At 64.5% G+C, this 13,156-nt stretch carries 12 protein-coding genes; 8 read left to right on the top strand and 4 right to left on the bottom strand.

Features of this window, described 5'->3' with window-relative positions:
• Nucleotides 1-17: 17 nt before the first annotated feature.
• Together M1D97_RS13295 and M1D97_RS13290 are read right to left on the bottom strand one after the other, a co-directional pair.
• The gene (locus M1D97_RS13295; RefSeq protein ID WP_456268207.1) at nucleotides 18-1,598 is read right to left on the bottom strand and encodes a peptide ABC transporter substrate-binding protein; all 1,581 of its coding nucleotides are present in this window, start codon (nucleotides 1,596-1,598) and stop codon (nucleotides 18-20) included.
• A gap of 218 nt (nucleotides 1,599-1,816) precedes the next feature.
• Entirely contained in the window at nucleotides 1,817-3,400 is a 1,584-nt protein-coding gene (locus tag M1D97_RS13290; protein ID WP_456268206.1) for a peptide ABC transporter substrate-binding protein, read from the bottom strand.
• A gap of 250 nt (nucleotides 3,401-3,650) precedes the next feature.
• Between M1D97_RS13290 and prfB the strand changes: the two genes are divergently transcribed.
• From prfB to M1D97_RS13255, 7 genes are all read left to right on the top strand, one after another.
• A protein-coding gene (gene prfB / locus M1D97_RS13285; RefSeq protein ID WP_456268205.1) for a peptide chain release factor 2 occupies nucleotides 3,651-4,749 on the top strand; the annotation gives its coding sequence in 2 pieces (ribosomal slippage) (nucleotides 3,651-3,725 and nucleotides 3,727-4,749; 1,098 coding nt in all).
• A 127-nt stretch (nucleotides 4,750-4,876) separates the two neighbouring features.
• Nucleotides 4,877-6,394 carry a lysine--tRNA ligase gene (lysS, locus tag M1D97_RS13280; RefSeq protein WP_456268204.1) on the top strand — a complete coding sequence of 506 codons (1,518 nt, stop codon included), beginning with the start codon at nucleotides 4,877-4,879 and terminating at the stop codon, nucleotides 6,392-6,394.
• Between the two features lie 127 nt (nucleotides 6,395-6,521).
• Nucleotides 6,522-6,905, top strand: a complete 384-nt coding sequence (locus M1D97_RS13275) for a hypothetical protein (RefSeq protein WP_456268203.1) — start codon at nucleotides 6,522-6,524, stop codon at nucleotides 6,903-6,905.
• 126 nt (nucleotides 6,906-7,031) lie between these two features.
• Entirely contained in the window at nucleotides 7,032-8,429 is a 1,398-nt protein-coding gene (locus tag M1D97_RS13270) for a DHA2 family efflux MFS transporter permease subunit (protein ID WP_456268202.1), read from the top strand.
• Nucleotides 8,430-8,509: 80 nt separating this feature from the next.
• Nucleotides 8,510-8,851, top strand: coding sequence for a BolA family protein (locus M1D97_RS13265; protein WP_456268201.1), 342 nt, complete (start codon nucleotides 8,510-8,512; stop codon nucleotides 8,849-8,851).
• A 90-nt stretch (nucleotides 8,852-8,941) separates the two neighbouring features.
• Entirely contained in the window at nucleotides 8,942-9,844 is a 903-nt protein-coding gene (locus tag M1D97_RS13260) for a hypothetical protein (RefSeq protein WP_456268200.1), read from the top strand.
• Nucleotides 9,834-10,286 (top strand): GNAT family N-acetyltransferase, encoded by a 453-nt coding sequence (locus tag M1D97_RS13255; RefSeq protein WP_456268199.1) that lies wholly within the window; start codon nucleotides 9,834-9,836, stop codon nucleotides 10,284-10,286. Before M1D97_RS13260 ends, M1D97_RS13255 begins: the two co-directional genes overlap by 11 nt.
• Before the next feature lie 22 nt (nucleotides 10,287-10,308).
• Here M1D97_RS13255 and M1D97_RS13250 read toward each other — a convergent pair whose 3' ends face one another.
• Together M1D97_RS13250 and rsmD are read right to left on the bottom strand one after the other, a co-directional pair.
• The gene (locus M1D97_RS13250; protein ID WP_456268198.1) at nucleotides 10,309-10,536 is read right to left on the bottom strand and encodes a cell division protein ZapB; all 228 of its coding nucleotides are present in this window, start codon (nucleotides 10,534-10,536) and stop codon (nucleotides 10,309-10,311) included.
• A gap of 118 nt (nucleotides 10,537-10,654) precedes the next feature.
• Nucleotides 10,655-11,278, bottom strand: a complete 624-nt coding sequence (rsmD, locus tag M1D97_RS13245) for a 16S rRNA (guanine(966)-N(2))-methyltransferase RsmD (protein WP_456268197.1) — start codon at nucleotides 11,276-11,278, stop codon at nucleotides 10,655-10,657.
• 199 nt (nucleotides 11,279-11,477) lie between these two features.
• Between rsmD and ftsY the strand changes: the two genes are divergently transcribed.
• Nucleotides 11,478-13,154 carry a signal recognition particle-docking protein FtsY gene (gene ftsY, locus M1D97_RS13240; RefSeq protein ID WP_456268196.1) on the top strand — a complete coding sequence of 559 codons (1,677 nt, stop codon included), beginning with the start codon at nucleotides 11,478-11,480 and terminating at the stop codon, nucleotides 13,152-13,154.
• The last annotated feature ends 2 nt before the right edge of the window (nucleotides 13,155-13,156 follow it).

Raw genomic sequence — 13,156 nt, 5'->3', positions numbered from 1 at the left:
CGATGCACCCGGGACATTTACTGCTCGATGCTGATCCAGCGAGAGCGGTGAATGTCTTCGATGTTGTCTTCCCAGCCCGTCAGGCGAGTACTCACAAGGTTGCGCGACACATAGTAATACAGGGGGAGCGCGCTGAAGTCCTCGAGCATGACCTGCTCGGCGCTGGCCATGATGCCGGCGCGCTCTGTCATGTCCTGCGTGCCGGCCGCCTGATCCATCAGCCGGTCAAACTCGTCGTTGGAGTACGCGCCGTAATTGTTGGGCACGCCGGTTTCAAACAGGCTCAGGAAGTTCTGCGCGTCGTTGTAGTCCCCGATCCAGCCGGCCCGGCCGACATCAAAATCGCCCTGACGCATGTTGGCGTAGTGAACGGCCACCTCGGCATTGCGCAGATCCAGGTTGATACCCAGCGGTTTCCACATGGCAGCCAGCGCGACCATGACCTTGCGATGGTCATCGGACGTGTTATAGGTCGCCACCAGGTTGAGGGGGTTGTCCGGGCCGTAGCCCGCCTCGGCGAGAAGCTCTTTTGCGCGGGCCATGCGCTCATCGGCACTCATGTCGTGGCCGGGCATCTCCTGAATCTCGTAGTGATGGATGCCTTCGGGCACGATGCTCCAGGCAGGAATGGTGCCGATCTTGAGGATATTGTTGCTGATGACGTCACGGCGGGTGGCCAGATTCAGCGCTTCGCGGACGCGAACGTCGCTGGTGGGATGCCCTTCCCGCGCATTGAGCGCCATGTAGTAGATGCCCAGATAGGGGGCCACATGGGTCTCGTCAGGCAGATTGTCCTGAAGCCACTGATACTGCTGGGTCGGGAACTCGCGGGCAATATCCACTTCGCCGCCGCGGAAGCGGTTGAGGGCGGCGTTACGATCCTCGATCGGGTAATAGATGATCTCATCGAGCGCGACGTTATCGGCGTCATGGAAGTGCTCGTTTTTCGAGGCTTCGATGCGGTTTTGCGAGCGCCACTGATCCAGCTTGAAGGGGCCGTTGGAGACCAGGTGTCCCTCACGAATCCAGTCGCGGCCGTACTCCTTGAGCACATGCTCGGGCAGGGGATAGGCCGTGTAGTGAGAGAGCTGATCCAGAAAGTAGGGTGTGGCGTGGGTCAGCGTGACTTCAAGGGTGTGCTCGTCGATGGCGCGCACGCCGAGGGTGTCGACCTCGGCTTCCCCCTTGTTGATCGCCTCCGCCCCCTGGACGGGGTAGAGCAGATAGGCGTAATTGGCCGCCGTATTGGGGTCGAGCAGGCGCCGCCAGGAGAAGACGAAGTCTCCGGCCGTCAGGGGCTCGCCATCCGACCACGTCGCGTCTTCCCGGAGGTGGAAGGTGTACACCCTGCCATCGTCACTGATGTCCCAGGATTCGGCCACGCCGGGAATTCTTTCGACGCTGGCGTCTTCGGTGACCAGACCTTCAAAGAGATCACCGACAACATCGTTTTCCCACGTACCGCTGACCTGATGCGGGTCCAGCGAGGCGGGCTCGCCCATGATGGCGATGCGAAGGGTATCGGCAAGAGCAGGAGAAGCAGCGAACAGGGAGGACGCAAGCGCAACGGCGCTGACCAGCGGACGGATCGAGGGCATGAGTGTTCCTGACGGTATTGACATTGTTTTTATCGCTATCGCGGACCGGGATAGCGGCGCGAACTGAAATATCGCTTATGACGATTTTGTGAACTTACTCCGCGCCGGGGGGATGTGTCCAGAGTTAACAAAGCGTTAAAGGCTGCGACTCATGTCGATGGCGCAGGGCGGGCAGGTGACAGGCACGGGCGGGCGCCTGTCACTCGGGGGCAAACGGATCAACGGTCGCCGCCGACCGATATCCAGCGTGAGGCGTGCATGTCGAGGGCGTTGTTGTCCCAGCCGTCGATCGCGGGATTGACCAGATTACGCGCGGCATAGGTGTAGATCGGCGCCAGCGGGTAGTCGGCCAGCGCCATCTTCTCGGCGCGCTGCATCATGTCGCGGCGTGCGTCACCGTCGAGCTCGCGGTCGGATTGCTGGATCAGCTGACGATAGTCGGCATCGTCGTAGTCGCCGTAGTTGTTGGTTTCGGCCGACAGCAGCTGCAGAAAGTTCTGCGCGTCGTCGTAGCTCGAGATCCAGGCGGCGCGGGCGACCTGGAAATCGCCCTGCATCAGCTCCGAGTAGTGCACGTTGGCTTCGCTGTTGCGCATCTCGACGTTGACGCCCAGCGGCTTCCACATCGCCGCGACCGCCACGGCAATGCGCTGATGCTCGTCGCCGGAGTTGTAGCGCAGGGTCAGGTCGAGCGGGTTGTCGGGACCAAACCCGGCGTCCGCCATGAGCTCGCGGGCCCGATTCATGCGGGTGTCCATGTCGGCGTCAAGGCCCGGCTGGGCGGCCGGGGTATAGTGGCTGACGCCTTCCGGGACCAGCGAATGGGAGGGCGTCACGGCGCCGTCCAGCAGCTTCTCGCTGATGACGTCGCGCCGAATGGCCAATGACAGCGCCTCGCGTACGCGCCTGTCGGCCACCGGCGAGCCCTCACGCAGGTTGAAGACGTAGTAGTAGCTGCCCAGCGACGGCGTGATCCTGACCGCCTCGGGCAGCTGCTCTTCCAGCCACTGATAGCGTGCGGCGGGGAAGTCGCGCAGGATGTCGAGCTCGCCGGCACGAAAGCGCGAGATGCCGGCGTTCTTGTCCTCGATGGGGTAGTAGTTGACGCCGTCGAGCGTGACGCTGTCGGCGTCGTGAAACTCCGGGTTTTTGACCGTGTCGAGCTCGGTGCTGGAGACCCAGCGCACCGGCTTGAAGGCGCCATTGACCACGATATTGGCCGGGCGGCTCCACTGCTCGCCCTTGTCGGTCACGACGTGCTCGGGGATCGGATAGCCAAACGGCAGCACCAGCGTCTTGAGAAAGTAGGCCGCGGGCTCGTTGAGATGAATGACCAGGGTGCGGCCGTCGTCGCGGCTCTCCACGCCCAGGGTGTCGGGCTCGGCCTCGCCGGCGTTGATGGCCTGCGCATTCACCACCGGATAGAGGCGGTGCGCGTAGTTGGAGGCCGTTTCGGGATTGACCTGATAGCGCAGGGCAAAGACGAAATCCTCGGCGGTGACCGGCTCGCCATCCGACCAGCGGGCGTCCTCGCGCAGGTGGAAGGTGTAGGTTTTGCCATCGTCGCTGGTCTCCCAGTCGGTGGCCACGCCCGGGATGATCTGACCCTGAGCATCGATCGCGATCAGTCCCTCGAAGATGTCGCGCAGCACGTCCTCTTCCCACACACCGCCGGTCACACGCGCCGGGTCCAGCGAGGCGGGGTCGCCGCTGATGCCGACGTTGAGCGTGGCAGCGACGGTCAGCGGTGCGCTCAGCGTCAGTCCGGCACCGATCAGTGACAGCAGTAGTTCCCTTTTCATGGCGTTCCCCGGCAGGTGTTGTTGTCCGCTCGCCCTTGGTCAGGCGTGAAGGAAGGATTACGGCACGACGCGACGGTGTCAAAGCAGCGCCTATAACCATTGTTGCCATTTATATTCCGGATGCGCCAAAGGGCACGGGCGGCGGGTGACGGGCAGGGGCGCCTTTGGCTACAATAACGGCCCTTGTTTTTCAACTCTTCATGCGGTGCGGCGCCCCCGGTGGCGCCGCGCCCTGGCCGAGCGAGCGACCATGCAGGAACTCACGCCCATTCATCACCTGCTCAAGGACCTGTCCGAACGGACAGACGTCCTGAGGGGGTATCTTTGACTATGCCGAGCGAAAGGATCGCCTCGAGGAAGTAACCCGCGAGCTGGAAAATCCCGAGGTCTGGAACGACCCGGACCACGCCCAGAAGCTGGGTCGCGAGCGCGCACAGCTCGAGGAGATCGTTACCACGCTGGATACCCTGCAAAGCGGTATCCGCGACAACGGCGATCTCTATGAGCTGGCGCAGATGGAGGACGACGAGGACACCGTGGCGGAGATTCGTCGCGACCTCGACCGCTTCGAGGCCCAGCTGGCAAGGCTCGAGTTTCGGCGCATGTTCTCCGGCGAAATGGACGGCAACAACGCCTGGATGGACATTCAGGCCGGCTCCGGCGGAACCGAGGCGCAGGACTGGGCCAATATCCTGCTGCGCATGTACCTGCGCTGGGCCGAGCATCACGGCTTCAAGGCCGAAATCACCGAAATCTCGGCCGGTGATGTGGCCGGCATCAAGTCCGCCACCCTGCATGTCCAGGGCGATCACGCCTTTGGCTGGCTGCGCACCGAAACCGGCGTGCACCGTCTGGTCAGAAAGAGCCCGTTCGATTCGGGTGGTCGTCGTCATACGTCCTTTGCCTCGGTGTTTCTCTCGCCCGAGATCGATGACAGCTTCGAGGTCGAGATCAATTCGGCGGATCTGCGCGTGGATACCTACCGCTCCTCCGGTGCCGGCGGTCAGCACGTCAACACCACCGACTCGGCGGTGCGCATCACCCATGAGCCCAGCGGCGTGGTGGTGTCGTGTCAGACCCAGCGCAGTCAGCACGCCAACCGCGACTTTGCCATGAAACAGCTCCGGGCCAAGCTCTGGGAGCTGGAGATGCAAAAGCGCAACGCCGAGAAGCAAAAGGCCGAGGACGCCAAGTCCGATATCGGCTGGGGCAGCCAGATCCGCTCCTACGTGCTGGACGATCAGCGCATCAAGGATCTGCGCACCGGCGTACAGACCAGCAACTGTGAGCGGGTGCTCGACGGCGATCTGGATCAGTTCATCGAGGCCAGTCTCAAGCAGGGACTCTGATCGGAAGAGGCGTCTGTAAGAGACGGTTTCCGACCGGCAGGTTCGGTGCCCGGTATCGCGTGTTTCAGACATGAACCGCAGGCCGGTGCGAGCCTGCCCTTGACGGTTATTTTCAATAGGCAGGGCAATGGCGAATCAGGATCAGCAGGCAGGCAGCGAACACGAAGAGAACCATCTGATCGCCGAGCGGCGGGCCAAGCTTGCCGCTCGCCGCGAGCAGGCCGATGAGCGGGGCGACAGCGCCTTTCCCAACGATCTGCGTCGTGACAGTCTCGCCGCGGACCTTCAGGCAGAGCTTGGCGAGCACGACAAGGAAACACTGGAGACGCTGGGTCGTCAGGCGGCGGTCGCCGGGCGCATCATGCGAAAGCGCGGCCCCTTTATCGTCATTCAGGACGCCTCGGGGCAGATCCAGCTCTATGTCGACAAGAAGGGGCTGCCCGCGGAAGTGCTCGAGGACATCAAGGGCTGGGACATCGGCGATATCGTCTTTGGCCAGGGGCCGGTGCACAAGTCCGGCAAGGGCGATCTCTACGTGATGATGGCGACCGCGCGTCTGCTGACCAAGAGCCTGCGCCCGCTGCCCGACAAGTTCCACGGCCTGACCGATCAGGAGGCGCGCTATCGCCAGCGCTATGTGGACCTGATCATGAATCCGGAGGTGCGGGACACCTTCCGCATTCGCGCGGCCGTCATCAGCGCCATTCGCCAGTTCTTCACCGAGCGCGACTTCATGGAAGTCGAAACGCCGATGCTTCAGCCGATTCCGGGCGGGGCCACGGCGCGGCCCTTCGTGACGCACCACAATGCGCTGGATATCGACATGTATCTGCGCATTGCCCCGGAGCTCTATCTCAAGCGCCTGGTGGTGGGCGGTTTCGAGCGGGTCTTCGAGATCAACCGCAATTTCCGCAACGAGGGGCTGTCGACCCGGCACAACCCCGAGTTCACCATGCTCGAGTTCTACTGGGCCTATGCCGATTACCATGACCTGATCGATCTGACCGAGTCGCTGGTGCGCTTTGCCGCCGAAAAGGCCGTGGGCACGACGCTGATTACCTATCAGGGCACCGAGTTTGATCTGTCCCGTCCCTTTGATCGCCTCACCCTGCGCGAGTCGATTCTGAAATACGGTCAGAACATCGAGTCTGAAGAGCTGGACGATCTCGAGCGCGCCACGGCGCTGGCCGAGCGGCTGGGCATCGAGGTGAAGCCGGGCTGGGGCCTTGGCAAGCTGCAGACCGAGATCTTTGAACAGGTGGCGGAGCATCGCCTCGAGCGGCCGACCTTCATTACCGAGTACCCGGCCGAGGTCAGCCCGCTGGCACGGCGCAACGACGACAATCCGTTTGTCACCGACCGCTTTGAGTTCTTCGTCGGCGGGCGCGAGATCGCCAACGGCTTCTCCGAGCTCAACGACGCCGAGGATCAGGCCGAGCGCTTTGCCGCCCAGGTGGCCGAGAAGGACGCCGGCGATGTCGAGGCCATGTACTATGACGCCGACTATATCCGCGCGCTCGAGTACGGCATGCCGCCGACCGCCGGGGAAGGCATCGGTATCGATCGACTGGTGATGCTGCTGGCGGATGCGCCGTCCATTCGCGATGTGCTGCTGTTTCCGGCCATGCGTCCGGAAACGGAGTGAAACATCCCGGCGGAAGGGCTGTGCCGTCTGGTGCCCTGCATGGATGATCAATGGCAATGGGGGCGCCGGGCGACCATACTGGATGGCCTGAACAGGATTTCCACCTGCCCGAACCGGGAGAGTCGCGATGAAACTGGTGAACCGCTCTGCACTCAGCGTGCGTCCCAGGCAGCCCTTTGTAGACTGGATCAATTCGCTGGAGGCGACCGAGGGGGAGGATGATCTCACGCTCGAGGACGCCGAACGCGAAAGTACCATCTACCTCATTCCCGAAATGGATACGGAAGACGCGCTGCGCGCCTGCCTGCGCGAGCGCTTCGCCGATATCCTTGAAAACGAGCTGTCTGCCTGGGAGGAGGATTCCCGTCACTGGCCGGACATCAATGAAGTCACCTTTGAATTTTTCCTGCGCGTCGAGCACAGCTATCTGTGTGTGGATCTGGATGAGGAAGCGTCACTCGAGCAGAGCGATTTCGAGGATGATCTGCTGCTCGATACCGATGAGCTCTGATATCCCGCGGTCGACATGCCTTGCGGTCGACATGTGCCGGTGACCGCCCGGCCGCATGACCGACCCTGACGCCTGCACTCCTGTCCCCTGTGTTCGTGCGCAGTCCTGCACGACCGGTAACTCTTCTTGAAAGCACTACTGTCCTGGCGCGAAGGGGATGATGGCCTCCCGCCCCGCCAGCGTATCCTGGCCATGATGGTGTTGATGTCGGGGTCGCTGATGGCGGTGCTCAACATCAACAGCGTCAACATCGCCCTGCCGACCATCGCCCGGGAGCTGGGTGTTTCCTCTGCTGCCTCCGTGTGGATCATCAATGTCTATCAGCTGGTGGGCGCCGCCTCCATGCTGACCTTTGCCGCGCTGGGCTATCGCATCGGCCGCTACCGGCTCTACATCGGCGGCATGATCACGTTCGTGTTGACCTCGGTGCTGTGTGCGCTGGCGCCCACGCTCGGCTGGCTGATCGCCTTTCGCGCCATTCAGGGACTGGGCGCGGCGGCCATGATGAGCATCGGGCCGTCCATGTATCGGGTCATCTTTCCCACGCGGCTGCTGGGGCAGGCGATGGGACTGACCGCGCTGACCGTCTCGCTGGCGGTAGCCGGCGGCCCGGCGCTCGGCGGACTGATACTGGCCGTGGCGAGCTGGCCGTGGCTGTTCTGGATCAATCTGCCGTTCGGGATCGCCGCCATCTGGCTGGCCATCCGGGCGCTGCCCAAAGAGCAGGGCAGCCGCTACCGGTTTGACGTGCTCGGCGCCGTGCTGTCGGCGATCGGGCTGGGCGCCTTTGTTGTCATGCTCGACAGCATTGCCGATCTGTCTCGCCCGGCAATCGTGCCGATTCTGCTGGTGGTGAGCCTGGTGGCACTGTTCGGCTTTATCCGGCGTCAGCGCCATTTTGACAATCCGCTGCTGCCGCTGGTGATCTTTCGCGAAGCGCGCTTCACCATGGCGGTGCTGACCTCGTTTTTCTCCTTTCTGGCCCAGAGCATGGCCTTTATCAGCCTGCCGTTTCTGTTTCAGAGCGTGCAGGGCTATACGCCGCTGGAGTCCGCCTTTCTGTTTACGCCCTGGCCGCTGGGCGTGATGGTGGGCGCGCCACTGGGCGGACGGCTGGCCGATCGCTTCAGCCCGCCGGTCATCTCCTCGATCGGGCTGTTGCTGCTCATTGCGGGGCTGGCGGCACTGGCCCTGCTGGGGGAGCAACCCTCGACGATCGATATTCTGTGGCGCAGCGCCCTGTGCGGCATGGGCTTTGGCCTCTATCAGGCACCCAACAACCGTGAAATGATGGGGTCACTGCCCAAGTCGCGCAGCGGCAGCGCCTCCGGCGTGCTGGCCAGCGTGCGAACCTTTGGTCAGTCTGTCGGCGCTGCCTTGGTTGCACTGGTGCTTTCTGGAATAATGAATACCACGATGGACAGCGCCCTGACGGTCAGTCTGGCCCTCTGGATGGGCATGGCATCGGCTGTTGTGGCGCTGGGGCTTTCGGCGTCGCGAATACGCGTGCTGAACCGGCCGTAACCGGACCGGGCAACGGCGCATTAACGGATGCCGTCGGGCAGGCCCACCAACAATATCTGACGTGCCGGAGGTGATAACCCATGACAATTTCTTCGGTGGATTCGCTTGAAGGTGCGGACATTGCGGCGCTGATCGAGCAGAAACTGGCCGTTTTCGAGCCGCAGTGGCTCACCATCGAAAACGAAAGCCACAAGCACAACGTGCCGCCGGAGTCACAGACACACTTCAAGGTGACGCTGGTCTCCGAACAGTTCGAGGGCATGATGCCGGTCAAGCGGCATCAGCAGGTCTATGCCGCCCTGTCCGATGAGCTGGCAGGCCCCGTACATGCCCTGGCCCTGCACCTGTATACGCCCGAGCAGTGGGTGGCACGCGGCAATGAACGTCCCGACTCACCGAATTGCCGCGGCGGTGGCGCCTAGAGCGCGTCGACTCATGATTCATCGCTGCCGGTCTCTGGCCTTCCCTGTGGGAAGGCCTTTTACGCTCTATCCCGTCAATGGACGCAACGCATGGTGACCGAGCGCGCGCGCCGACAGTACCTCGAAGCGATGGGGGTCGATCTCTGGGTGGCCCGTCATCCGCTGCCCAATGCGCTGGCGTCTTCCCTGCCGGCCGTGGAGGAGGCCGCTGACAGCAGCGAGGACGCGCGCGATCATCATCAGCGCCTGCACGCCCTGATTGATGAGGTCGACCGCCCCGAAGCCGACGCCCTGCCCGCAGCCGAGCCTTCGCCGTCGGTCTCCGGGGCCGCGCCGCAGGAGACCACGGCATCGGCGCGTTCGATCCGGGCCCTGCTCGATATCGACCAGGCGAAAGAGGCAGCGCCCCCGGCCCCCGAGCCGGTAGCGGCGTCGCCTGCTCCGACCGCCGAGGAGGTGCCCTCCGGGGCCGTGCAGGAAATCGAGGCGGACGCGGCGCAGGCACTTGACGCGCCGCTGCGCTTCTCGCTGCAGGTGGGCGCGCTCGACGGTCGCTGGCTTGTGATGCTGGCCCGCGATGAGGCGCCGAGCGAGCAGGAGACACGACTTCTGGAAGCCATATTCCGGGCCGGCGGCGTTGCGCCTTCTGCACCGCTGTCCTGTCAGCGCTTTGGCTGGCCCATGATGGAGGGCCTGCCGGTTGATGATGCCCTCGATGAGGCGCGCCAGGGCTTCAAGGCCTTTCTGGCCGGCCGCCGGGCGCGGGGCTGGCGCCCTGAGCGACTCCTGCTGTTTGGTCGACACTCGGTGCTGGAGCAGGTACTGGATGCCCGGGACGGGCAGAGCCACGTGCTCGAGCTGCCGCTGTGGCAGGGGCCGGCGCTGGAATCGCTGGATGACGCGTCGTCGCGGCGGACGCTCTGGGCGGCCATGGGTACGTGGCGCACGTGGTGGCATGCGCCGGCCGACACGCCGAACGACGATGATTATTGAAACCGTCAGTGACAGCCGGGCCCTGGCCGCCCTGGATGCCCGCGCCAGAGGCGAGCAGGCCTGGCCCGCGGTGCGTTTCGAAGCGCTGGCGCATGACGAGCGCTACCGCCTGATCGGCCTGCTGGAGGCGCCGTCACGCACGCTGCTGGCCTTTGCCGTGATGGCGTTCGGACCCTTTGATCTTGAGCTGGAAATGATCGCGGTCGACCCGGACCATCGCCGGCAGGGGCTGGCCGGTCGCCTGATCGAGACCCTGATTGATGAGGGGGCAAGGCGGGGGATGGAGCGGATACTGCTGGAAGTGCGGGCCGGCAATGACGCGGCGCGATGGCTCTACGTCGGTTACGGTTTCGACGTGGACGGGCAACGGCCGGGGTACTACCCGCTGGCGCCCGATCGGCGAGAAGACGCGATATTGATGTCGCGTCCTCTCGTACGCTGAGTCGGGGCGCCGGCAGGCCTGCTCAGTATGAGGGGCTGGTCGCCGGGGCGTCGGGTGCGGACGCCGTATTGCTGTCGAGCTCACGAAAGCGCTCCAGCAGGCTGCCCAGACGGCTTTCCCACTGCTGGCGTTCGTTTTTCAGGCGCTCGTTTTCCTGGCGCAGCTCGTCAAGTTCCATGCGCTGCATCTCGATGGTATCGACGGCGCTGTTGACGCGCTGTTCAAGCTGCTCGAAAAGTTCATTGCTCATGCTGTACTCCTGAGACGGATAATAAGGCGAAAGGCCGCCCTGCAGGGCCCGGGTCGGGTGCCGGCGCGCGCGCAGGCCAGACTACGCGCGCCGGCGCGTGGCGGCAAGAGGGGCCGGGTCATTGCCCGCTGTCACGTCGATACAGCCGGGCGTGGCTGTCGCCGGCCCGGGTGTCGCGGATCAAACGCCAGGTGGCGGGCAGCCGGGGGATCAGCTCGGCCTCGGTCTCGACATGAATCAGCGCCCCCTCTGCCAGCCAGCCCTCGTCTTCCAGGCGCTGGCAGCAGGTCGCGATCAGGTCCTGTCTGAAGGGCGGGTCCACAAAGACCAGATGGAACGGCTGCACGGGGCGCGTGTCCAGAAAACCATCGGCCGGCTGTTGATGGACCGGCATGGTGACCTCGAGCGTGGCCAGATTCTGCACGATCTGGCGGGCGACCTGTCGGTCGGCCTCGACGAAATGGACCTCGCCGGCGCCGCGTGACAGCGCCTCGAGCCCCAGCGCGCCGGTGCCGGCGAAAAGATCGAGGGCCCGGGTGCGACTATCAATGTCGTGCGCCAGCCAGTTGAACAGCGTCTCACGCATGCGATCGGGCGTGGGACGCAGCCCCGGATGGTCGGGCACGGGCAGCAGGCGCCGGCGAAACCGGCCGCCGATCAGCCGCAGGCGGCCGTTGTTTGATCGGCTCGCCTTGCCCCGGCGATGGTCGTGTCCTGATGTGCCGTGACGCTGTCGCCTCATGGGTCCTGCAAGCCTCGGTCGATGACGATGGATGATCCGGCAGCAGGCCGGGCAGGGCATCTGCCGTCGGTGCGGTGTGTGCCATCCCCGGATGGCGTGCATGGATTGTACCGGCGAGCAGCGCTTGAGTGGTAGGATGCGGTATCAAACGGCGGAACAGCCGCCTTTCCCCGATGGATCAATCGCGACGATAGTGCCCATGTTTGGTTTTTTGAAGCGCAAGAAGCATCGCCGTGATCAACAGGATCGCGAAGAACAGCAGCAATCGGAACAGCAGGACTCGGCGCCGACGCCGGAGGATACCGAAGAGACGGCTCGTGAGCGGCCGGTCGAGTCACGCGAAGGGCCGGGCGAGACGCCGGCGCCGAAGGAGACCCCTGCGCCGACGCCCGAGCGTGATGACGCCCCCGAGCCCGCTCACGGTGGCGACGCGCCGGCCCCGTCGCCTGACAGGCCGTCAACGCAGACGCCCGGGACAGACGCTGACGATGAGCCGCGGACGCCTCGCGACACCGAGCCGGCGTCAGACGTTGCCTCGGAGCCGGTGATCGAGCGTGGCCCCGAGGCCGAGCCGACGGTCGAGCGTGACACGACGCCGGTCAGCGAGCCCGATCCCGAGTCTTCCGTCGAGCGACGCGCCGAGCCGGACGTCGTGCCCGAGCCCGTCGACAGGCAGCCGCCCGAGGCGCCGAGCGCGCCGGAGGAGGTGACGCCGGAAGAGACGTCGTCAAAACCGGCAGCTGACGTCCCGGCGCCGCCGGAGACGCCGGCCGAGGATGCCCCAGAGGCGCCGCCCGAGGACGCCACGACCGGTGGCGTGGCCTCGGAAGTCACGACGCCGGCGCGCAACCGCGGGCGTGACAAGCCGCGTCGGGCCCGTTACGACACGGACATCGAGGTGGGGCCTGAAACCGCCGGCGAGCAGGGCGAAACGGCCAGTGCCAAAAAGGGCTGGTTTTCCCGCATGCGTCAGGGGCTGGGCAAGACCCGCTCCAACCTGACCGACGGGCTGGCGACCCTGTTGCTGGGCCACAAGGAGATCGATGACGATCTGCTCGAAGAGCTGGAAACCCAGCTTTTGATGGCCGATGTCGGCGTCGCGGCGACCAGCGAAATCATGGAAAACCTCGAGGGACAGATTTCGCGCCGCGAGCTGAAAAACGTCGATGCACTGTATAAATCGCTGCAGCAGGAGCTGTCGCGCATGCTCGAGCCGGTGGCGAAGCCGCTGCGTCTGCCGCCGAAGGGCGAGGGACCGTTCGTGATCCTGACGGTGGGCGTCAACGGCGTGGGCAAGACCACCACGATCGGCAAGCTCACCCAGCGCTTCCAGCGTCAGGGCCGCAGCGTCATGCTGGCGGCGGGGGACACCTTCCGCGCGGCTGCCGTCGAGCAGCTTCAGGTCTGGGGCGAGCGTAACGATGTGCCGGTCATCGCCCAGCATACCGGTGCCGACAGCGCCTCGGTCATCTATGACGCGGTATCGGCAGCGAAGGCGCGCGGCATCGACGTGCTGATCGCCGACACCGCCGGACGACTGCACAACAAGAACCATCTCATGGATGAGCTCAGCAAGGTGCAGCGCGTCATGGCGCGTCTGGATGCTCAGGCGCCGCACGAGGTGATGCTGGTGCTCGACGCCGGTACAGGGCAGAACGCGATCTCCCAGGCGGAGACCTTCAACCAGGCGGTGCCCGTCACCGGTATCACCCTGACCAAGCTGGATGGCACGGCCAAGGGCGGCATCATCTTTGCCATCGCCAAGCAGCTGGGCACCCCCATCCGCTATATCGGGGTCGGCGAGACGCTGGATGATCTGCGGCCCTTCGAGGCCGAGGACTTTGTCAGCGCGCTCTTTGACCGGGACGGCAGCTGATC

Source organism: Kushneria sp. AK178, assembly GCF_053903105.1.
This window is presented reverse-complemented; position numbering and strand designations above follow the sequence as displayed.

Coding starts and splice junctions, on each gene's coding strand:
- rsmD (WP_456268197.1), bottom strand. CDS start 11,278: ATGAGGCGACAGCGTCACGGCACATCAGGACACGACCATCGCCGGGGC.
- M1D97_RS13255 (WP_456268199.1), top strand. CDS start 9,834: ATGATTATTGAAACCGTCAGTGACAGCCGGGCCCTGGCCGCCCTGGAT.
- M1D97_RS13275 (WP_456268203.1), top strand. CDS start 6,522: ATGAAACTGGTGAACCGCTCTGCACTCAGCGTGCGTCCCAGGCAGCCC.
- lysS (WP_456268204.1), top strand. CDS start 4,877: ATGGCGAATCAGGATCAGCAGGCAGGCAGCGAACACGAAGAGAACCAT.
- M1D97_RS13260 (WP_456268200.1), top strand. CDS start 8,942: ATGGTGACCGAGCGCGCGCGCCGACAGTACCTCGAAGCGATGGGGGTC.
- M1D97_RS13290 (WP_456268206.1), bottom strand. CDS start 3,400: ATGAAAAGGGAACTACTGCTGTCACTGATCGGTGCCGGACTGACGCTG.
- M1D97_RS13265 (WP_456268201.1), top strand. CDS start 8,510: ATGACAATTTCTTCGGTGGATTCGCTTGAAGGTGCGGACATTGCGGCG.
- M1D97_RS13295 (WP_456268207.1), bottom strand. CDS start 1,598: ATGCCCTCGATCCGTCCGCTGGTCAGCGCCGTTGCGCTTGCGTCCTCC.
- M1D97_RS13250 (WP_456268198.1), bottom strand. CDS start 10,536: ATGAGCAATGAACTTTTCGAGCAGCTTGAACAGCGCGTCAACAGCGCC.
- ftsY (WP_456268196.1), top strand. CDS start 11,478: ATGTTTGGTTTTTTGAAGCGCAAGAAGCATCGCCGTGATCAACAGGAT.